The sequence below is a fragment of the Shewanella sp. MTB7 genome, from assembly GCF_027571385.1.
In the GTDB taxonomy this organism is placed as follows: Bacteria; Pseudomonadota; Gammaproteobacteria; order Enterobacterales; family Shewanellaceae; genus Shewanella.
Window position 1 is genome coordinate 3,072,199 of record NZ_CP085636.1, and the last position, 22,333, is coordinate 3,094,531.

16 protein-coding genes and 1 pseudogene are annotated in these 22,333 nt (G+C 43.4%); 10 read left to right on the forward strand and 7 right to left on the reverse strand.

Annotated features, from left to right (window positions below; translation table 11 throughout):
* Nucleotides 1–2 precede the first annotated feature (2 nt).
* Complete coding sequence (locus tag HWQ47_RS13075; RefSeq protein ID WP_269971541.1) at nt 3–3,056, forward strand: efflux RND transporter permease subunit; 3,054 nt, start codon at nt 3–5, stop codon at nt 3,054–3,056.
* Between the two features lie 628 nt (nt 3,057–3,684).
* On the opposite strand, the gene emrD is transcribed toward HWQ47_RS13075, so the two are convergent.
* Nucleotides 3,685–4,911 (reverse strand): multidrug efflux MFS transporter EmrD, encoded by a 1,227-nt coding sequence (emrD, locus tag HWQ47_RS13080; protein ID WP_269971542.1) that lies wholly within the window; start codon nt 4,909–4,911, stop codon nt 3,685–3,687.
* Between the two features lie 390 nt (nt 4,912–5,301).
* On the opposite strand from emrD, the gene HWQ47_RS13085 reads away from it, so the two are divergent.
* Both HWQ47_RS13085 and HWQ47_RS13090 read left to right on the forward strand, forming a co-directional pair.
* On the forward strand, nt 5,302–6,057 hold the full coding sequence (locus HWQ47_RS13085; protein ID WP_269971543.1) for a tRNA-uridine aminocarboxypropyltransferase: 756 nt from the start codon (nt 5,302–5,304) through the stop codon (nt 6,055–6,057).
* A 104-nt stretch (nt 6,058–6,161) separates the two neighbouring features.
* Entirely contained in the window at nt 6,162–6,386 is a 225-nt protein-coding gene (locus tag HWQ47_RS13090) for a hypothetical protein (RefSeq protein ID WP_269971544.1), read from the forward strand.
* Between the two features lie 70 nt (nt 6,387–6,456).
* Here HWQ47_RS13090 and HWQ47_RS13095 read toward each other — a convergent pair whose 3' ends face one another.
* The 3 genes from HWQ47_RS13095 to HWQ47_RS13105 all read right to left on the reverse strand — a co-directional run bounded on the left by HWQ47_RS13095 (nt 6,457) and on the right by HWQ47_RS13105 (nt 10,249).
* Nucleotides 6,457–7,053 (reverse strand): response regulator transcription factor, encoded by a 597-nt coding sequence (locus tag HWQ47_RS13095; RefSeq protein WP_269971545.1) that lies wholly within the window; start codon nt 7,051–7,053, stop codon nt 6,457–6,459.
* On the reverse strand, nt 7,046–8,830 hold the full coding sequence (locus HWQ47_RS13100) for a sensor histidine kinase (protein ID WP_269971546.1): 1,785 nt from the start codon (nt 8,828–8,830) through the stop codon (nt 7,046–7,048). Before HWQ47_RS13100 ends, HWQ47_RS13095 begins: the two co-directional genes overlap by 8 nt.
* A 252-nt stretch (nt 8,831–9,082) precedes the next feature.
* Nucleotides 9,083–10,249 carry an FAD:protein FMN transferase gene (locus tag HWQ47_RS13105; protein WP_269971547.1) on the reverse strand — a complete coding sequence of 389 codons (1,167 nt, stop codon included), beginning with the start codon at nt 10,247–10,249 and terminating at the stop codon, nt 9,083–9,085.
* Between the two features lie 214 nt (nt 10,250–10,463).
* Here HWQ47_RS13105 and HWQ47_RS13110 point away from each other — a divergent pair, with 214 nt between their 5' ends.
* Both HWQ47_RS13110 and HWQ47_RS13115 read left to right on the forward strand, forming a co-directional pair.
* Nucleotides 10,464–11,810, forward strand: a complete 1,347-nt coding sequence (locus HWQ47_RS13110) for an FMN-binding protein (protein WP_269971548.1) — start codon at nt 10,464–10,466, stop codon at nt 11,808–11,810.
* A 31-nt stretch (nt 11,811–11,841) separates the two neighbouring features.
* The gene (locus HWQ47_RS13115; RefSeq protein ID WP_269971549.1) at nt 11,842–12,888 is read left to right on the forward strand and encodes a porin; all 1,047 of its coding nucleotides are present in this window, start codon (nt 11,842–11,844) and stop codon (nt 12,886–12,888) included.
* A 525-nt stretch (nt 12,889–13,413) separates the two neighbouring features.
* Here the strand turns inward: HWQ47_RS13115 and HWQ47_RS13120 are convergent.
* From HWQ47_RS13120 to hmgA, 3 genes are all read right to left on the reverse strand, one after another.
* On the reverse strand, nt 13,414–15,354 hold the full coding sequence (locus HWQ47_RS13120; protein WP_269971550.1) for a 2Fe-2S iron-sulfur cluster-binding protein: 1,941 nt from the start codon (nt 15,352–15,354) through the stop codon (nt 13,414–13,416).
* A complete protein-coding gene (locus HWQ47_RS13125; RefSeq protein ID WP_269971551.1) occupies nt 15,354–16,079 on the reverse strand; it encodes a PepSY domain-containing protein in 726 nt (241 codons plus the stop codon). Before HWQ47_RS13125 ends, HWQ47_RS13120 begins: the two co-directional genes overlap by 1 nt.
* A gap of 790 nt (nt 16,080–16,869) precedes the next feature.
* Nucleotides 16,870–18,162, reverse strand: a complete 1,293-nt coding sequence (gene hmgA, locus HWQ47_RS13130) for a homogentisate 1,2-dioxygenase (protein ID WP_269971552.1) — start codon at nt 18,160–18,162, stop codon at nt 16,870–16,872.
* A gap of 277 nt (nt 18,163–18,439) precedes the next feature.
* On the opposite strand from hmgA, the gene HWQ47_RS13135 reads away from it, so the two are divergent.
* The 5 genes and pseudogenes from HWQ47_RS13135 (at nt 18,440) to HWQ47_RS13155 (ending at nt 22,163) form a co-directional block, all read left to right on the forward strand.
* On the forward strand, nt 18,440–18,949 hold the full coding sequence (locus tag HWQ47_RS13135; RefSeq protein WP_269971553.1) for a MarR family winged helix-turn-helix transcriptional regulator: 510 nt from the start codon (nt 18,440–18,442) through the stop codon (nt 18,947–18,949).
* A 385-nt stretch (nt 18,950–19,334) separates the two neighbouring features.
* Nucleotides 19,335–19,985, forward strand: a complete 651-nt coding sequence (locus HWQ47_RS13140; RefSeq protein ID WP_269971554.1) for a class I SAM-dependent methyltransferase — start codon at nt 19,335–19,337, stop codon at nt 19,983–19,985.
* A gap of 46 nt (nt 19,986–20,031) precedes the next feature.
* Entirely contained in the window at nt 20,032–21,177 is a 1,146-nt protein-coding gene (locus HWQ47_RS13145) for an HNH endonuclease (protein WP_269971555.1), read from the forward strand.
* 413 nt (nt 21,178–21,590) lie between these two features.
* Nucleotides 21,591–21,870: pseudogene (locus HWQ47_RS13150) on the forward strand (type II toxin-antitoxin system RelE/ParE family toxin).
* Entirely contained in the window at nt 21,870–22,163 is a 294-nt protein-coding gene (locus HWQ47_RS13155; protein ID WP_269971556.1) for a HigA family addiction module antitoxin, read from the forward strand. Before HWQ47_RS13150 ends, HWQ47_RS13155 begins: the two are co-directional and overlap by 1 nt.
* Nucleotides 22,164–22,333 lie beyond the last annotated feature (170 nt).

Here is a 22,333-nt window from a genome sequence, read left to right on the forward strand (position 1 = left end):
CGATGGATATTGCACGTTACACCATCGCCAAACGCACCAGTGTTTGGGTATTGATCGTCATGATTTTGCTTGGCGGTTATATTAGCTATCTAAAGCTGGGTCGTTTCGAAGACCCTGAATTTGTGATCCGTCAAGCAGTGATCAATACCGCATATTCAGGTGCTACAGCACAGGAAGTTTCTGATGAAGTCACTGACGACATTGAAGGGGCTGTACAGTCACTGCAAGAACTCAAAGAAGTGAAGTCGGTGTCTAAACAAGGCATGTCAGAAGTCACGGTCGAAATCAAACTTGAGTTCGCCAAGAGTAGTGCAGAATTACAGCAGGTGTGGGATAAACTCCGCCGTAAAATCTCAGATGTGCAGCGGCAGTTACCACCAGGGGCAGGACCCTCTATCGTTAATGATGATTTCGCCGACGTCTATGCACTTTTCTTTGCCGTCACTGGAGAGGGTTTTACCGACAAGCAACTTCAAGACTATGTGGATACACTTAGACGTGAATTGGTACTTGTCCCCGGTGTGGCGAAAACCGCCACATTAGCAGAGCAACAAGAAAGCATATTTGTTGAGATCTCCAGCGAACGTCTGGCAAAATTCGGTATATCGGCGGAAAAAGTCTACCAAGTATTGCAAAAACAGACCATGGTTACCGTATCAGGCAGTATCGAAACCACTGCGATGCGTATTCCAGTTATCCCCATTTCAGGCGTTAACACCTTTAGGGATTTAAAAAACCTGCAAATTGGCATAGGTGAAAATAATACCGTGCTGCGTTTGGGGGATATTGCTGATGTGGTCCGTGGTTACCAGGTGCCTGCACCCATGCTGATGCGTTATCAGGGACAACGTGCGATAGGATTTGGGATCTCTAATGTTACCGGTGGTAATGTGGTTGAGATGGGAAATGCGGTAAAAGCGCGCATTGCCGAGTTAGACGCTCAACGTCCTTTAGGCATAGATCTGAATGTTATCTCTATGCAGTCAGACTCAGTTCGAGCTTCCGTCGCGAACTTTATCAATAACTTGATCGCAGCAGTCATCATTGTATTTATCGTGCTGTTGCTTTTTATGGGTCTGCGATCGGGGGTGATCATAGGTTTTATTCTTATTCTTACCGTCGCTGGCACCTTGTGCATCATGTTGATTGATAATCTGGCTATGCAACGTATCTCACTTGGTGCCTTAATCATTGCTTTAGGGATGCTGGTTGATAACGCGATAGTGGTAACCGATGGTATTTTGGTTCGTATGGGAAAAAATCCCGATGAAGATCGACAAGTCATTGTTTCTGACGTCGTGAATGCCACTAAATGGCCTTTGTTGGGCGGCACGCTAGTTGGAATTTTTGCGTTCAGTGCCATTGGATTATCGCCATCGGATATGGGGGAATATGCAGGCTCACTGTTCTGGGTTATCCTCTACTCCATGCTTCTTAGCTGGGTATTTGCCGTCACTATTACGCCTATGCTCTGTTATGATTTCTTGAAAGTCAAAGCTGCCAAAGTGAATCAAACGCCGGGTTTCATGGTCACGAAGTACACCTTCCTGTTGAAATGGGTGCTAGCACACCGAACTTTGAGCTCGTTGATGCTATTCACTACTTTGGTCATTGCTGTGTGGGGCGTTCAATTTGTACCACCGGGGTTTATGCCTGAATCTCAGCGGCCACAATTTGTCGTGGATGTGTACTTACCTCAAGGTTCAGACATTAAACGCATGGAAACACTGGTTGCAAACATAGAACAAGACATCATAGCCAAAGATGGTATCACTAATATCACCAGTTTTATCGGCGGTGGTGCGCTGCGATTTATGTTGACCTACTCTCCTGAACCTCGTAACCCAAGCTATGGTCAACTGCTGATCGACATCGATGACTATAAAAAGATTGCTCCCTTGATCGGTGTTCTTCAAAGTGAATTGGATACTAAGTATCCCGATGCGTCAGTGAAAGTGTGGAAATTTATGTTGGGTCGTGGCGGAGGGAAAAAGATAGAAGCAGGCTTTAAAGGCCCTGACAGTCGCGTACTTCGTCAACTTGCCGAAAACGCTAAGAGTATCATGCTCAAGGACAGTCAACTGATTGCAGTGCAAGATGACTGGCGTCAACAGGTACCTGTATTGCGTCCAGTGTATTCCTCAGAAGAAGCACAACGTTATGGCTTGACGACTCAAGAGATCAATCAGGCAATTGCGCAAACCCTGACAGGGAGAAGTGTTGGAGTGTACCGTGAAGGAGATGATTTAATCCCGATAGTGGTACGTGCGCCCGAAAGTGAACGTACTCATCATCGGGCGATAGAAAACACTGAAGTGTTTAGCCACACCTTGGGAGGATTTATACCTGTGAGTCAATTGGTGGATTCGGTCAATGTGGTGTATCAAGATGATATTTTACGTCGTATTGACCGTATGCCAACGATTTTGGTGCAAGCCGATCCAGCGCCAGGTGTGTTTACGACTGATGCATTCAACAAGATCCGTCCTGAGATAGAGGCTATCGAACTGCCACCGGGTTATGAGCTGAAGTGGTATGGCGAATATAAGGCATCGAATGATGCCAACGAAGGCTTGATTATTTCGGCGCCTTATGGTTTTGCAGCGATGATCTTATCGGTGATCTTCATGTTCAACGCTCTGCGCCAGCCAATTATTATCTGGTTAACGGCCCCATTGGCCATCATTGGAGTCAGTGTGGGGTTAGTGCTCTTTCAAACGCCATTTGAGTTTATGGCTATCTTAGGTTTCCTGAGCCTTATCGGTATGATGGTGAAAAATGCCATCGTATTAGTAGATCAAGTGGATGTTGAGGTAAGCAACGGCAAGGCGGCATATCAATCGATTATCGATGCTGCTTTGAGTCGTGCCCGGCCAGTAATACTTGGTGCTCTGACCACGATATTGGGTGTTGCGCCTCTCTTGATTGACCCATTTTTCAAGAGCATGGCGGTTACCATCATGTTTGGTTTATTGTTTGCCACCATACTGACGCTAGTGGTTATCCCACTGTTTTATTCTATCTTTTTCCGAGTTAAGAGTGAAACGGCACACTAGCTAGTCAATATCTGTATTGCATTAAAAAAGGAGCCTTTCGGCTCCTTTTTGTTTTACGCTTGTGTACTTAATTAACCAAAATGATACCAATTACATTAAATATCTGTTCATTCAGCGGGAATTCAAAGCGCTGAAGGCAAGGCGGATGATTGAAGCTAATAGTTATTCTATATCTAAATCATTCAACACAGTATCCAGGGCTTTGAAACCCGCCCTACGGGAGGCTCTCAAACATTCCACTTCTGCTTTGCATTGACTTACAAGGGAATAGCCATTCTTTCATCAATGCGCCTTGAATTGAAAAGTTTGAGCGCCTCTGAATTGACAACATATTTAATGTAATTGGTATGATACATGGAGAAACGGCTCTTTGCTTTAACACTAAGAGAGTGGATCCCGGTGACCCGTTTGCTCTTGCCATTAGCGTCAGCGCAGCGCTCCGTAGTCGCTCGCGACGTTCATCTCTGTCTTTTACTTAGCAGTGAGCCCGCGAACGCTCTCGAAGGCACGCAGTGCCGTCCTAGCAGGGTGAAGCCCGTTCTTCTTAGCTCTTACCCGTATACCAGTAGGCGCAGGCTATTCCGTCAGCGCAGCGTTCCGTAGTCGCTCACGACGTCCTTCTCAGCTTTTAAAGCACTGCCATGTCTGTTTTATCGATATCAGTACTGGATTTGGCGGCGCTTAATGCAAGAATGACCAAGATCACCATCATGGCACACAAGACACCAATACTTAGCTGACCATGCATAGGCACTAACGACATAGAAAGCGCTGCCAGACCAGCTCCAAAGTTCTGCAAACCACCTAACAAAGCGCCTGCAACTCCTGCATGGCTAGGAAAGGGCTCTAGAGCTGCCGAAGTCAACACCGGGAACAGGATACCAGCACCACTAAAAAACAGCACCGAACCGACCAGTAAACTCCAACCTATGACCAGATTTGAAAAGCCTGGGATCAGTATAAAGAGCGCACCAGCACCGAGTAACGCCACACTGTGATACATGCCCTTAGTGTTATCCTTAAGCCGTCCTGCATAATATGCACCTGCTAGGTAACCGGGTATGGGAGCCACAAAATAGCAGCTCACCCAAAATGGAGAGAGTTTAAGCACCTGCCCATAAAATACACCTGCAGCGGCTTCAAAAGCGGCAATACCGGCAAATGTCGCGACTAAACAGATTAAGTAACTCTTAAATTTCTTATTGGATAACACAAAGCGATAAGATTGGGCTACAGGTTCTGGTTTACGCTTCGTCGCCGGCAGAGACTCATTAAACTTAACTATGATCAACAGCACCACAAGTAAGCCAAATACAGCCAAAAGTTCATATACCGATTGCCAGCCGAAATAATGGGTCATTAAACTGCCGACAAAGGGAGCGACAAGTGGAGAGAACACCACAGCCATGGAAACGACACTGTTAAATCTTACTAATGGCTCAGCGGAATAATGATCCCTTGGAATGCTCCTGCAAAGGGCGCCGGCACTGGCTGTTCCCGCTCCTTGCAGTAACGTGGCAGCAATAAGTGCGTTATAACTGGTCGCTACACTGGCAACGATAGCGCCTACAACAAAGAGTGATAAGCCAAAAATCAGTACAGGTTTACGTCCAAGCCTATCTGATGCTGGGCCATAGACAAACTGTAGCAATCCGTAGGAGAGTAGATAACAAGCCATGATAGCTTGAAGCTGACCAGTGTTAACGCTGAAACTCTTTGCAATATCAGGTAATGCAGGAACAAAGATAGTCTGTGCCATCTGTCCACAAGCGACCATAATAACAATTAATAATATGAGTGAAGAGAAGCCTTGGTTTTGATTGCTAAGGTTTGACGTCTTCTGAGGGCCGTTCATGGTGTCTCCGAGATGGTTAAAATACGCGTTAGCATAAGCAGCGCGCATCATACTCACTTCACATACAATTACAAATCATAAGTAATTAAAATAATGGATTTATACCTGATTGATGGATAAGTTTTCCTCATGTGTAAAGTGCGTAAAGTTAATTTTACGCCTTGTATTTAACATGTTGCTGCTTTCTCTAACGCGTAACATGTTTTTATGATCAAGATCTCAAAATTGAGGTTAAATTGATTAACATTAGACAGTGTTCAATTTATAACTTTTTTAAGGTTTTTACCCGTGGTTCAGTTTTATAAGCTTGTGCTTTACCCAAACTCACTACGCCTGTTAAAATTAATCCATGTTCTGCCATCAAATTTTTTAAAAGCGCAAAGTAAATATATGAGTGTTAAACAGCATGCGATCCACAGGCTTTACCAATACCGTAAAGCCATATCTACCAGACCTTATGGTGCTCGTGGTAAAAATCTAATCAGATGTGAGCTTTGTCTATTGGCAAAACAGTACTGTACCTGTGAATCCCGTCGACAGCTAATCTCTAATAATGCATTTTTATTAATGATGTATGATGATGAAGTACTAAAGCCGAGTAACAGTGGTCGTTTAATTGCGGATTTAATTCCCGATACTCATGCTTATATTTGGTCACGAACCCATGCCAACCGCAAAATGATGGCTGTAATTGAAGATCCTAAGTATCAAGCTTTTGTTATTTTCCCCGCTGAATATGCTTGTGATGATCAACAAGTCTTAGCCAAGGTTGAACCCTCTGAGTTACCTGAAGGTAAAACCCCGCTATTTATCTTACTCGATGGCAGTTGGCGAGAGGCGATAAGGATGTTTCGTAAGAGTCCTTATCTGCATCACCTGCCACTATTATCATTTACCCCAGATACCGTGGCTAAATATGGGCTACGAAAGGGGAGTCGCGATTTTCAGCTGGGTACTGCAGAGGTCGCTGCATTGGCATTAGGGGCATCAGGAGAGCCAGAAAATGCTGCGTCTCTCAACACTTGGTTTGAGCTGTTTATTGAATCCTCAATTTTTAGTCGCAGTCGTAAAAGTACCAGCGACTTAACACCATTGGCACGATTAAAAGCTAAATTTTTAGGGACATTTAATGGTAGCGAACAATAGCTTTTGCTTAATAGAAGTCATTTCCCTATATTGAATAGAGAGTGGGGGTTATCTATTTAATGTAGATCATCAATACTCGCTAGCTAAATTTAAAGGAGCAGCCTATGACCAGATATATTAGTGCTAACCTGAGACTTGCCTTGTGGAGGCTGTTATTAATCGCTAGCGTATGCTTATTTTATGACTCGAGTTCAGCTGTTCAAAAACCGATGTTCACTGAATCTATCCATGAGGTGAGTTTTAATCGTTATCAAGCGGGGTTTGTCTGCCGAGAACGTGGTTGGGAGTTCTGTATTGGCTGGTCATATTCACACAGTCGCATGGCATAGAGTCATGATCTTCTCTGCTAACATTGATCAACTCTACACAATGCCATCAGGCAATCATCTGAATAATGATTTACTGGAAATGTGCCATTAAATTAGCAAGCTCAGTTGCGTTACTGACCTTCATCTTCAACATCACTTTCTGTCGATGTAACTCAATGGTTCGTTGGGCGATATTAAGCTCTGCGGCAATCACCTTATTCAGTTTACCCGCTAACACCTGCAACATCACCTCATGCTCCCTTGGTGTGAGACTCGCCACCCGTACCATTAACTCCTTGTTATGATCCTGACGATTGAAAGATTCTAGGGATTGTTGTGTTGCAAGTTGTAGCAGTTGACAGAGTTTACCCCCATCAACAGGCTTCTCGATAAAATCGATAGCGCCACTTTGTATCGCTTGCACCGCCATAAAGATGGTGCCATGGCCAGTTAGCATGATCACACTCAATGGGCTATTACATTGTTTAATATGATTAAGTAGAGCCAGACCATCCATATTTGGCATCTGAATATCCAAAATAGCGATACCAGGTTTATTGAGATCGACAGCGCTTAGAAACTGCGCAGCATCTAAGTAACAGTTGGTAGCAAAACCTAAACCGCCCAACATCCAGCTGAGTGAATCCAGCACGTCTTGATCGTCATCCACTAAATATATGTTACACATGAGTTTGTTTCCTAACAGTTTCAACTTGCGGGCAATGTTTTATTATGGGCAGTGACAGTGTGACCTTCAGCCCTTGAGCATGCTCATTATTGAGGGATATGGCAGCAATACTGCCACCATGCTCTTCAATAATGCGTTTACAGATCACCATTCCCAGTCCTAGACCATTTTGTTTTGAAGTTTCAAAGGGAAAAAACAACCGGCTTAATGCCAATTCAGACAAGCCGATGCCATTATCACAAATAGTGATCACTGCCTGCTGATGTTGTTCTGACAGGCTTATGGTTAATTCCGCTGTGTGGATATTCTCCATCGCATCAAGTGAGTTGCGAATAAGATTTACCAGCACTTGTTGCAGTAAGCTGATGTCTGCAACGGTTATGACTTCAGTTAATTCAAGAGTCGGAGTCAGTTGCATACGCTTAAGCTCGGGAGACATAAGATTAAGCGTTTCATCGATTAACATGACTAAATCACAGGATTCATAAACACTGGGCTGTTGACAGAACTGCCTAAAACGTTTGATGGTGCTTTGTGCGCGATCAACTTGTTGAATCGCTTTGTTTAATGCAGTATTTAATTCAACTTGATCTGGGGTTAATCGGTATAAACACCCTTGAGTTAAATAGCGGATCCCTGCTAAAGGTTGATTCAGCTCATGGGCAATTCCCGATGCCATCTCTCCGGTAAGCAGTACGCGCTGTGCCTTATAAAATTGTTTTTGTTGTTCGTAAAGGCTCTTCTGAGTTTGTTGATGCAACTCCATTTCGGCTGAGAGGGCGTGAGTGCGCAAAACCACCAAACGTTTAACCCTTAAGTGGTGCAGGTAACCCAATAGCAAAAAGATGAAGCTTCCAATTCCCCAAGGCAGTGCGCTTTTGAGCAAAAATTCCCAGTTAGTGATAAATGGCCACTCATTTAGGATTTTGAGCAATTCGAAAACATGACTGTCGTTGACGGGGGCTGACCAATATTGGTAGCGACCCAGCAGTGCTTCCTGGTCATAATTATCGATTGAGAGCAGTGCACGAACAATGTTTGTGGCTAGCTTATGATCTGTATCTCCTAATTTTGAGAAAGTGTATGAAGGGTAGAGATCACTGGATGTCAGGCAGTTATAATTTGGGTGATTACGCTGTAACACCACCTTAAGTTTTCCCTCTGTAATACTGCCATTTTTAAGTGCTGATTCGAACACACAGCTAGGGAGAATCGCGATGTCAGCTTTACCTGACTCGACCATATTAAGCAGCTTATTTTGTGGAAAACCGACGAAGCTGAGTCCCTTTAGATCGCGAAATGGATTGATGCCAACTAATGCTAATTGTCCGGCAATAATTTGAAAACCGCCGAAGGCTTTTCGATCCGATGAAATAAGAGTGTATTTAGTTAAATCATTGAGCTGATTGATGTCTATTCCAGCCCGAGTGATGATGGCTGAACCTACGGCGTCATCAGGTTCAACACTGTGCAGTGGCAATAAGGTGAGTAAGCTACTGGCGCCATAATCTTTTTTTAGGGTCACTGATGTGAGCGCATTGCTGATGATAAAGTCTAATTTTTGTTGTGCTACATGCTCCTGCAGTTCAACAGGCGTTAGGGGGAGCAGAGTAAAGGTTTGATCTATTTCTGATCCAACGCGATCGAAAGTCGGTTGCCATCGTTCAAATACCGCTTCTGGCGTCGCAAAAGAGAGAATGCCAACTCGGATTGGTTCTTTGGCTTGAAGGGCTGTGCAGATAAATAGCGAAATTAGAACAAATAGTAGTCGATTCATACTTTTGATAAACAGTGAAATAAACGATAATTAACAGACGTTATTATGCCGTCTTTTATGCATAGATGCTTATTTATACTATAGGGAAGGGATCTTGATCACAATTAGTATGAGTATACAGTAACCCCAAGTATGTAGAATAAATACTTGGGGTCATCACATTAAGGACAATGTTTAATTTGTTTTATTGAATATCAATTGCTTGGCTTAAATAAATTTCAGCGAATAACAAATTGCTCACTTTATTAAGTGCTAATCTTGAATTAGATGGTTATTACGCAATTGATACTTGTCAAAATGAGATGATTTACGTTTATTTCCTGCTTCATCTAAATACCAAACCGCTTCAAGGTAATCATATTTTTCTGCAAATTCAATGGCCTCTTCAAGTGGCATCAAAAAGAGCGCAGTGGATATCACATCAGCGAATATCTGCTGACCGTTCATCACCACGGTAGTAGAAATTCCAGTGGGTTTCGGGTGTAACGTTTTAGGGTCGATTAAATGATGGTATTGAATTCCACCAGCGGTAAAGTAGTTGAGATAATTACCACTAGAGACAATGGTTAAATCTTTCCCTTGCACCACTTCATGAAACTGTCCCTCAAATGTTTGGCACTGGGGTAACTGATACTCTGATTTCTTGCATAAAGGGTCTTCGATAGCCGTGGCAAAGGTGCGCTGCTGAGGATGAAGTCCGTAATGACGAATATTACCACCAGCATTGATCATAAATGAGTTAATGCCTACCATTTTAAGGGAATCATAGACTTTCTCTGCCATCCAGCCCTTAGCTATCCCACCTAAATCGATGCTCATACCCGCTTTCATCTGAATAGTATTAAGGGTTTGGTCTAACACAATATCCTCGATGTCGATAAGTTTGGCTGCTTGCTTTAACTCCTCTGCATTGGGAATTGTGCATAAGCCTAACGCTTTAGTTTCACCTTTACATTGACCTCTATGTTGACGCCAAAGGTCGATGACGGGTGAAAGTGCGATATTAAAATACCCCTGGCTTAAGGTGTGCCATTCCAGACTTGAGGCGATAAGTTCCGTGAGTTTAGCATCTATCATATGGATTTTTTCTGGTGCATTATTGATGGTTTTTACATTGGTGACATTAGGGTAAGTACTGTAATTCGAGGCCTGATAGTGATACTCCTGAATGACATTAAGAGCATTGCAAAGGGCTAATTTAGCTGCTTTTTCATCGGCTGTATAAAGGTCGATAGTGATTGAAGTGCCAAAATATTTTAACGTACTTAAACTGGTAACGCCATCTTGACGGGTGATAATCCCGTTACCTTCACATTGATAAGGATCAAGGATGTCAGTGGCTGCTTGTAGTGTGAATGACGTCGATAAACCTAACAAGACGACACTGAAAAAATACAATTTATTTATACATGGTTTCATAAAGTGTTACCGGATTAAATAATTTATTAAACATAAAAATACGCTTTATATAATTAGCACAAGGATGATTTTGAATATATTAAGTTGGTGATAATTGTTAACTGGATCAAATTATCGAACTAAACAGAGTTAACCTGCGGTTTTCCGCAATAGTTTAATTATCTCGGTTCGCTATGCTGCATAAAACTTGAATTAAGTCCAAAGGCAGAACCAGATGACACAATTTAAAATATACAGAAAGAGTCTTATTTGCAGTGCAATTACGCTTGCTACCCTCGCGCTAGCTGGTTGTGCTAATTCAACGCCAGATGGCAAGTACGTCGATGGTAGTCATGAAGTGAATGGCAAGGGTAAAAAAAGCCAAATCGTGCTTAAGGTTGAAGTTGTAAAAGGCAGCATTAAAGAGATCACGACCAAATCACACAATGAAACCGAGTCCCTCTACCTGAACGCTGAGCGTCTACTGGCAAAAATCCTTGCTAACAATGGCCACGAAGGCATCGATGCAGTATCCGGTGCAACTTTTTCATCTAATGGTATTTTAAAGGCGATTAATACACTACCTCGTGCGAATGGTACTCAGCCTGAGTTCGTGGCTGTTGGCTCAAAAGATGATTCTAACAGTGATGATTTCAAGCTTAAATGGTCTATACAGCCTCAACTTGGCATGATCACTGGCGATTTCTACTTTGAAGAAGCAAGATTCCGTCAAGGCCATAAAGGCAGCATGATCGTTGTCACCGATAGCAATAATGCTAACGATGTGATTTTTGCAGAATTCAATGAAAGTGGCCGTCCTAATTACTACACCCGAATTTTCCAAGATGTGCCTAAGCGTATGTCTGAATATAACTTCTCAATGGGCAAGAAAAAAGGCACTGCTTGGGTTCAATCTCCATTAACCATGGAAAAACTGATGGTCGAACAGGATAAACTCACATTCGATCTTAACCCTGATTTCGATCCAAAACTGACTAACAAATTAACAGAACCTAATCGCCTTAAATACCTTGGCATAGATGTGGTTGCAGGGGCATCGAACAGCATTCAGCAATCTATGATCCCATTGACAGCAAAAATTCACGCCAAGATTAATGGTGAAGGAACGCAAGAGCTGTTTTACCAAAATGCGGAGAAGTTACTCGACAGTAAAGCTAAATGGACCGGGATCACCGCAGTATTAAGACTAGTTGTTGATACCAATACCAAAGCGATCACTAAAGCTTATTATGATGAAATTTTTGCTGACGAAGCAGCTCAGATCAAAGACGCCCCATTGAAGAAGTTCTACCGCCAATCTAAGTACGCTTCGATTAACTATGTGGAGCCTGCCCGTATCGGCTTTAACGTCATGGTAGATGCGCTAGAGGTACATCTGCAAGCTGGTGGTTCACTGTTTGACATTAATGACCTTCCAGCCACCGGTGACACCGGCAGCTACGCCGCAACGGGATTCACTAAACGTTCAGATTCTTGGGATACCTACCTTAATCAAGCTGATATTTTGTACAAGCAGATGCGTCTTGATGGTGTGATTAGCGAACATAAAAAATCAATCTAAGCATTGATAAAAAATTGAATTTAGAGAAACGATGATGAAAAACTACAAAGTAACGTTTATCGCAAGTGCACTCATGCTATCACCACAACTGATGGCTGATGAATACAAGGTCTATGGTCGTATCGATTACTCGGTCACCAATTCTGACAGCGGCACAGCAACTCACGATGGTAAAAGTGGCACTATTTTAGAGAATAACTGGAGCCGACTAGGCGTTAAAGGCAGCAGTGAGCTAGCGACGGACTTACAACTGTTTTATCAAATAGAAGTGGGTGTGAATGGGGCATCAGAAGGCAAAAGCAACAACCCATTCTCAGCTAGGCCTACTTTTATTGGTCTTAAGCATACGACATTAGGTCAATTAGCCGCAGGACGTATCGACCCTGTCTTTAAAATGGCTAAAGGCGGCTCAGATGCTATGGATATGTATTCGCTAAAGCACGATCGTCTGTTTACCGGTGACAAACGCTGGGGCGACTCATTTGAATATAAAACCGCAAAGTGGAACAAGCTACAGCTGGGTGCCAGTTATATCATGGAGGACAATCATTATGCCGAAGATGATCAACGCCGTGATAATGACAATTACCAAGTTGCGTTAACCTATGGTGATAAACACTTTAAGAGTGGCGATGTGTACCTTGCCGGTGCTTATTCTGATGGTATTGAAGATGTAAAAGCCTTCCGCGCTGTGGCTCAGGTTAAAATCAATAACTTGATGCTAGGTACCATGTACCAAAGTTCAGAGATGATCAATCCAACTAAAGTAAACTGGGCACAACGTGATGGCTCTGGTTTTATCGCCAGTGCTAAATACAAGATTGATAATTTGGTATTGAAAGCACAGTACGGCCAGGATGATTCAGGAACCGGTCGTATAGCCAGTAAAGTTTATGATGCATTGGGCGAGGGGGCATTTGCCGTCCCAGAAGTTACCACTTGGGCATTGGGCGCTGAGTACCGCATTTCAAAATCAACACTGCTACATACAGAAATGGGCCAATTTGATGTGAAACAGTACAGCGACTTTGATGACACCATCGTCAGCCTAGGTGTCCGTTACGACTTCTCTATTTAACTAACCTAAAACTCATTAATTCGAGTTCAAGTTAACTAAAGTCGTCCCCCAAAAAAATCCGCCTTATACCATAAGTATTAGGCGGATTTTTGTTTTCCAGCTATATCATTGATAAATCTAGCATTTAGTGGCGAATGTGAAACATTCATGCGCTTATGAGCGAGAGGTAGGAAGGGACGTTGTTGGAACACGAAGGGCTACAGCAAAGGCCAAAATATAGATCAAAGAATGGATCCCGGAACAAGCCCGGGATGACGGCAATGACAGATGACCCGTTTGCTCTTGCCATTACTGTCAGAGCAGCGTTCCTATAGCCGTAGGCTATTCCGTCAGCAACGCGTTCAGTAGTCACTTGTGACGTTCGTCTCAGCTTTTCCTAGCAGCGAACGCCCCCGCAGGCACGAAGTGCCGTCCTAGCAGGGCGAAGCCCGTCCTTCTCAGCTCTTAACCTAGCAGTGAGCTTGCGAACGTCCTCGCAGACACGAAGTGTCGCTCTAGTAGGGCGAAGCCCGACCTTCTTTGCCCTTAAACAAACGAATCAAACGCTATCTGGCTATCTTTAACCCCATAAGCATTAAGTTGTTCAATGGTGGATGTCATCATGGTCGCTGGGCCACAGAGATAAAATTCGATATCACGGATCCCTGCGGCTTTAGAAGTTATGGCTGCGAGCTCTGTGGCTAACCTGTCCTGAACATACCCTTTAGTCACAAAAGGGTGGCCGCTAACTTCACTAGCAAGTTTCCCTGTGGGTCGTGAGAGCACCGGATAATAAAAGAAATGGTCATGTTTCACTGCCAGAGCCGTAAAGTAATCCTGATAGATAAGATCGGCTTCACTGCGCGCTCCAAAGAAAAAGTGAATAGGTCGACTAGTTCCAAATTTGAACAACTGCTCTTCAATTAGCGATTTTAACGGTGCCATGCCAGAACCTGCACCGACCATTACCATGGCTTTGTCACTGATAGGCTTTGCACAAAACTCTGAGAATGGGCCAACGGCATCGATGCTGTCACCGGGCAGTAAGTTACAGATAAAGTGTGAACCAACGCCAGGAAGAATAAGATCTGCATTGGCCATTTTGGGGGCTTGATGCAGTTTTATGGTGAAATGAAGTTCGTTCCCATGTACATCTCCATTCAACTCCAAACCATCTATTGGCAGAACACAATTTGCCAGCGAATAGTTGCGGCTACAGGAGTCGTGTCGAAACTCATGTTTATCAATATGATCCCAATGTTGACTTAATGCATGGGGAAGTGCCGTTGGCACCGTGTTGCCACTAGCTGCAGGGATAAAGAAACGCATAAAGGCGCCAGCCTTAAACGTTATCGGCTTGCCAGACATCGTTTTGAATTTGAGCTCCTTTATAAAGGGACTAATAAACTCGCTACTGGCTAGGATCAGCTGATGTTTGTCTGCTTGGGTGTCATCGAGTAGGGTTAAACTCTCGATTTCATCGCTGTTATGCTGACAGGCCAAGCGATAACCTAACGCTAACTCCTCTGGGGTAAATTGTTGATTGTCAGAGGCCGTGATCTTTACATTCAAATTCACACTAGCGGTAAGTTTAACTCTGCATCGCCCACAAGTGCCACCGCCACCACAGCTCGAAGGCAGCGCAATATCATGGTGTATCAAGCCATCTAACAAATTCTCGTGTCCCGATAGAGAGATGTTGTGCAACGGCGTATCATCCAAACCCAACACCTGCACCGATTTGGTGTTGTTTTTGATAAATCGTTTAGGCAGGAGATGTGACAAAGAATACTGGCCATTAATACCAAGTTCTATGGTCCATATAAAACCGCTTAAGGCGAAGAAGAGGGTGAAAATAGCGAACACAATAATTTGCACATTATTAAAACTGCCTTCTTGCGTGTAGTCCATAAAGTGCAACATAAAAGCAATATCAACAAAACGTTTATCATCATTGCTGTGGGCTGCTAATCGTCCTGAAGCGGCATCGATATAGACGCTAGTATTAATCTTGTCATCAAAATCCACTCGCCAAAGTGTATTTTTCTCTTTTAACCTGTCATCGAAAGGCGGCGTTTGTTTGCTGGCTGCAAGGATTTTCCCAGCTCCGCTATATGAAGCTGTAGCCAATTGCCTTGCCATAGCTTCATCAACCAATACTTGTTTACCCTTGATGGCGTCGACTAGCGTGTATTGGTTTTTAAAATAGGGGTAGAGTGCTTTATCGTGAGTCAGTAGATAGTATGGTTTCGCCAACAAGGTGATTTGCGACAAAGTAACCGCAGCGTTGAACTCTTGTAATACACTCTTAGGTTCAATCAGTTGACTTGAATCGACATTAGGTTCAACCACTCTAACGCGATATTGATTCCCCGAAGCTTCAACCGAGTCCATCAGATTGAAGTACAAACCAGTGCCTAACCAAATTAACAGCTGCAAACCAACCAAAAGTGACAACCACTTATGAATCGTCTTAATTAAGGACATCAGTTGGCCCTCTTAATTAGCGAGTTGTCAGCTTGAAGCGGCTGTTTTTTAAATATGCGGAAATAGGTGAGGACTAAGCCTAGGATTGCGGAAACAAGTGAGAAGAGAACAACCCAGAACAGTAACCAGTTACTTGGATCTTCCTCTTCATAATCCATCACATGCAGGCTGAACATTAAATCGAACGTGCGCCAAAATTCATGTCTTTTAGTGACTAACTGGCCAGTTTGTGCCGAAATATAAAGTGAAGGACTGCCAAAATCATTAAAATTCACCCTCCAAGCTGGTAGATATCGTGGGCTTAGTTCAAAGGGAGGATTACCAGTGATAAGTTCAACATCAAGTACTTGACCACTGCCGCTGTACTCATGTTTTGCCATGGCAACCGCTGCGGCTTTATCTAGTGGCGAAAGTTGCAGTCCAGTATTAGCATCGAGCATAAACTGAGTGTCACCTTGTTTAAAGCGATAGACTTCGCGGTTGATAAACGTACCTAAGGTGATGTGCTGCGGATTAGGGTAGTCTTGAGTTAACGTGTTCAGGGAGTAGTTAATCTTCTCTGGATTGATTTTGGTTTGATGATTTTGGATCAGACTATCGCCATGAATATAATCGATATCGAAGATCACCATGTACGCGCCAGACACAGTCCAGATGACAAACTGAATACCTAAAAATAGCATCAAATAACGGTGATATTTACGACTTATTTTTAATAAGTTCATTATTATTTTCCTATGAAAAAAATAGACCTGATATATTTGCCATTTAGTGAGTCATGACCAATTTATATCAAACTTCAGCTAAAAGTGACTAAAAAAGTCAATTATCATTAATTTTAACTATCAAATGTTTTCACTAAATAGTTAGGTTTGTTGAATGTATTGCTAATATTAATGCCACTCCTCTTACTCTATATAACGACGGTATATAAGGTGCGGAGTCAGTGTCAGTGACTCATCGAACGGGTTAAGAGCAGACCTAAACAGTGAGCTTTAATAGACTTGACATCAGCCAGTATAAGTTACAGTAGAAGATACTAAACAAACAGAGATGAAAAGCAGCAAAATAAATGTAACAGATTGATGAATAGCTTGAAAACCAACCAAAAAATAGTGAATAAACAAATAAAAACTATTTACTAAGGCGAATATGGCGTAGCGATGTGATCATGAGCGAGAGGCATGGATGCTGAATTGGCTACTTAACATGGAGATCATTGGCGACACCTACATACAAGGTTCCATTCCTCTTACTTACTAGGATATAAACTCAAGGCTGCATAACTTTCGTCAGTGAAGTTATTGAAAAGTAAAAGTATAGAGGTAAAGCAAAGAATGGATCCCGGAACAAGCCCGGGATGACGGCAGAAAAGCATGTTTGATCTCAGTTTTTAGTGTTGTCGCTCTAGCTCTTAACCTAGAACCTAGCAGTGAGCCTGCGAATGTACTCGCTGGCACTTCATACATAGAAATAGTGCCGTCCTAGCAGGGCGAAGCCCGTCCTTTTCAGCTCTTAACCCTTAAAAAGCTTCTTAATCGTTCGCCAACAATCGGTATAGTTTGCCTGTCGCTCTTTGCCCTCTAACGCATATTTTGTCGGTGAGAAGATGTAGCGCGACTCAAACATAAAGGCGAGGGTATTGTCATAACGTTGTGGGGCAAGCTCAGCATTGGACGCCTTTTCAAACACGTCAGCTTCAGGGCCATGCGGCGACATACAGTTGTGCAAGCTAGAACCGCCAGGGACAAAACCTTTCTCTTTAGCGTCATAGATTCCTTCAATGAGCCCCATAAACTCACTCATCATATTGCGATGGTAGTAAGGCGGTCTGAAGGTGTTCTCTGCCACCATCCAACGGGGTGGGAAGATAGCAAAATCCAAGTTAGCGACACCAGGCGTACCAGAAGGCGAGGTGAGTACAGTAAAAATCGATGGGTCTGGATGATCGAAACTCACCGTATTCATCACATTAAAACGCGCTAAATCATATTTATACGGTGCACTATTACCTGTCCAGGCGACCACGTCTAATGGGGAATGACCAACATCACAACGGAACATATTGCCATTGAACTTAGCGACCAGCTCAAAATCACCTTCAATGTCTTCATAACTGGCAATGGGATACTGAAAGTCACGATCATTAGCAAAGCCATTGGCACCCACCGGGCCGCGCTCCGCTAATACATAAGGGTGACCATAGTTTTCACAGATATAGCCACGAGCGGTGTCGCTGACTAACTCGACCGCAAACTTAATCCCGCGTGGGATAACGGCAATTTCACCTGGCTTGATAGTTAACTTGCCACACTCAGTATTTAGCAGAATCTCCCCAAGTTCAGGCACAAACAACATCTCACCATCGGCATTATAAAAATAACGCTTCTCCATTGAGCTATTGATCGCATAAATATGTACACCAACACCAGCCTGACCGTTTGCACTGCCGTTCGCAGCCATTGTCACTAAGCCATCGATAAAATCGGTCTTCTTGGTGGGAAGTTCAACAGGATCCCAGCGGAACATGGTCGGTGGCGTTATCGCTTCAGTGATCGGCGCTGTCCGGATAAGGCCATTATCTATCGCTTCATAATCACCTTGAACCACTGACGGACGAATACGGTAGAACCAGTTGCGGCGGTTATCACTGCGGGGTGCTGTAAAAGCGGTGACGTTGAACTGCTCGGCATACAGGCCGTAATTAACCTTTTGTGGACTAAATTGGCCAATAGGTAAGGCCCCCACCAGTGCTTCAGTCTCAAATTCATTACCAAAGCCGTTCATATATTGCAGTTCTACGGTCATATTCTCTTGTCCTTAATCTGACTATGTTATCTGTTCAATAAATATCGCTACTGCTAAAACTACTCTCAACTGAGACTAGTTTCAAGGTTTCGCCTTTTACAGAGCTCAGTTAGGGCCTTAAATTTACGTCAACTTTCATGCAAAGCTGTAAATCATTCGATACAGGCTTAAGTAAGGGGCAACTCAACAGCGGGCTGAAACTCTACTTGCAATAATCTACTCTCATGTGAGAATGCTTATATGCCAAAACTAAGTAAGAAAAGATAAGAGCAAACACATGGCCGAAATGAATCAAGCAGCGAACACCCCCCAACCCCGACTCTCGTTACAGCAGTTCCTTCCTTATCGACTAGTGAACGTGGCGCAAAGTATCAGCATCAATTTTGCCGAGGTCTATCAAACTGAGTTTGAACTCACGATCCCAGAATGGCGCATCTTAGTTAACCTCGCAGAGCATACAAACAGTGAACATGTCGCTTCTGATAAATCGAATACCGGCTCAACGGGGATCAGTGCTAAGGAATTAACCCAACTGGCTTCCATGGATAAATCCACAGTCTCGCGCGCTGTAAAACTGATGCTAGATAAAGGATATCTAACCAAACATATTGATGAACTAGATAAACGAGCCTCACTGCTAACCCTCACCCAAACGGGCAAACAGCTCTACCACACCATCGCCCCCAAGGCACTAGAGTGGGAAGCAAAGCTGCTAGAAGTATTAACCACTGAAGAATACCAAATCCTAATGCAGATCTTAGACAAGCTAGACAGCAAACTCGCCTAACCAAAGAATATGTAGTGAGGATGCTTGGGGTTTTAACCTAGTAGCGAGTCTGCTCTTCACACTAAAAACACTAAGATAAAGCCATCCAAAAGATATAATGATTTCCTCCAGCTCTACTCCGTGGTGAGACTGATCTTTTGCCTTTAATATACAACCACCTAGCAGTGAGCCTGCGAACGCCCTCGCAGGGCGAAGCCCGTCCTTCTCAGCCCTTACCCGTACACCAGTAGCCACAGGCTATTCCGTGAGCAACGCGTTCTGTTATCCAAGTGAAAGTCGCTCGCGACGTTCGTCTCAGCTCTTCTCAGACACAGAGCATTATGATAAATTATCGCGAACTAAACCCGCTGTTTTATAAAGACTTTATATTAGCTAAAGGTGAATAATGTCAAACAACTTCTATAATGACAATGCAGAGATGTTGGCTCGCCAATATCTATCGACCTCTTTTGAAGAGGTGCATGTTTCATGGCTGCCACACCTTAATCAAATCTTCGACAGTCATGACACTGTGTTATCCATATTAGATGTCGGTGCAGGTATTGGCCGTGATGCAAAGTACCTTGCAGAATACCGTTCTCAGGGCAGACAAATTCAGCAAGAGATTGACGTGATTGCCGTAGAGCCGGCACACATGCTTGCAGAATTTGGCAAAAAGTTCACCAAGGGGCTGAATGTAACTTGGATTAATGACTGTTTGCCAAGTCTAAATCGTCTGACAGTTTATCAAAACGCTTTTAACCTGATACTGCTCAGCGCAGTGTGGATGCATATTTCACCGAGTGAACGTGTCATAGCACTGAAAACCCTCGAACAACTTCTAGCACCTCAAGGTAAATTGGTGATCTCACTGCGCCATGGACCCAATAGTGATACCAGAGTCATGCATCCTGTGAGTGTCGAAGAGCTGCAATATATGGCGCCCAGGGCACAGTTAACCGTGGTCGATGCTACTGCAAGAGATACCGACAAACTCGGCCGTACTCAAGTGTTTTGGGAAACCGTAGTGCTACAACGTAAAAGAGACATAGCTTAGTAATGCTCCTGATATTGATAGCTTCATAAACAAATGAAAAGACCGCATGAATTCTGACGTATTTGCCCAAGTTGAAGCGATAAAACAGGTCGAGTTTATCGCTTACCTGCAACGATTATTAGTAGAGGGGGATTTTGTTGCTACCTATAAGTTCGCGCTGCTGCACGCTTTAGCCGATATTTGCATCGAACGTCCGCTAAATAACGATGCCGCTCTTCTACATGAACAACATCATAATGTCATCACCATCGATGAGCTGGTGGAGAAGTTTATTGAGCTCTATTGGCAACACTCATTGCCCTATACAGGTTCTGCTAGTGGCACTGATGAAAAAGTCTCGTCATTTATCCTGCTGCAAAACTCAGGCAACCAATCTGCACTCATCAAAAATCTAACCGAATATCGTAGCCAAGGTGTTAGAACGTTAAGTCAATTAAAACACCATCCTGATTGGCGTAAGTTGGTGAGTAAAACACGCACTACGTTTAAAGATGGCCCACTTTGGCGCTTGCAGTTATTAGCAGGCAGTGAAGAGTGTTTCTATTACCCGCATGACAAGTCAAAAAATCATATTGTACTTAATGCTGGGATCGCGTGTTGTTTTCGCCGCTTTCACGATCTCGTGGTGTCACTTGCGAGATCAAACTGGACGCAAAAGGTATGCGACTTTCCGCGAAACCATACCGTGATCGGCGGGCAGGGTAACTTGTCAGAATTCCTCTTTGGCAGCGACAGAAACTCCATCATCAAAGCAAGACCCGTATTGTTTGATATTCAAAAAGGCCAATGCTTCTACTGCAATAAACCGCTTAAAGGTGAGGGCGATTACAAAGCCGTGGTGGATCACTTTATCCCTTGGGCTCGATACCCTAGCGATCTCGGCCATAATTTCGTCCTAGCACACCGTAAATGCAATAACGCCAAGCGGGACCATCTCGCCGCTGAGCAGCATAAAGATCGCTGGTTTGAGCAAAATATCATTAACAACGGACATTTGATCAGCACCGAACTTGCCAACTACTTTGTTTGTGAATCAGGTCGCTCAGAAGCGATAACAACCTGGGCCTATCAACTGGCCACCCTGAATCGTTCACCACTTTGGTTACAGGCAAAGCGTTTTGAAGTTTTGGTCGAAAAGGATAAAGACCAATCCAGTTATGCTGGTGGATTAAGTACATTAAACCAAGATTGATTAAGCTGGCAAAAAGCATAGCGTTAATCACTAGGTTTGGAACTATGAGAACTGTGGAATTGAAGCCCGGTCACCAACTATTAAATCCAAGACAAAAGCTATTCACCACAGAGGACACGGAGGGCCACGGAGAAAGACAAGAACTTCAAGCTTTTCAAACCTCCAGCTCTTCTCCGTGAACTCTGTGTAGCGAAGCCTCCGTGGTGAGAAGCTCTTTGTTTTTTTTACAAGAAAGAATGGATCCCGGAACCAACCCGGGATGACGGCAATGACAAATGACCCGTTTTACTCTTAACTTTTGTTTTTGTTCTTGCCATTACTGTCAGCGCAGCGTTCTGTAGTCGCTGGGGACGTTCGTCTCAACTTTCCCTTACTCAATTGCGTTACTGTGCGCAACACGCTACACTGTTCCTATGATTAAAAACTTTAAGCACAAAGGTCTGAAAAAGTTTTTTGAGACTGGTAGTAAAGTTGGTATTCAGGCTAAACATGAGCGCAAACTAAGAATGCAATTAGCCGCAATTGATACTGCCACCAATATTGATGATATTGATTTACCTGGTTTTAGACTTCACCCTTTGAAAGGGTGATAGAGGAGGGATCTGGTCAATTACAGTAAACGGTAATTGGCGCGTTACTTTCGAGTTTTTTGATGGTAATGCATACATTTTAAACTATGAGGATTACCATTAATGAATATGTTTAACCCGCCACACCCTGGTGAGTTTATCTATGACGTTTATATGGAGCCATTCGGTTATAGTTGTCGTTTTGTGGCAACACAACTTGATGTTTCTGCTTCAACGTTAAATCGTGTACTAAAGGGAAAGAGTTCGATCTCACCAGAAATGGCATTGCGCCTTTCCAAAGCCTTAGGCCGTACACCTGAGAGTTGGTTAGCCATGCAAGATAACTACAATTTATGGCAAGCCAAAGAAAAAGTTAATTTAGCTAATGTTCATACCATTAATTTTGCTATGGGATAATTTTCGTATAGTTCTTCATCCGTGGTAATACTTTTTTGATGTTAATCGTTAAAGCTAAGACAAAAGCTATTCACCACAGAGGTCACGGAGAACTCGGAGAACTCGGAGAAAATCAAAAGATCTAATGTTAAACCTTTATCTCTGTTTTCACCTCTGTGGTAGAACATCTT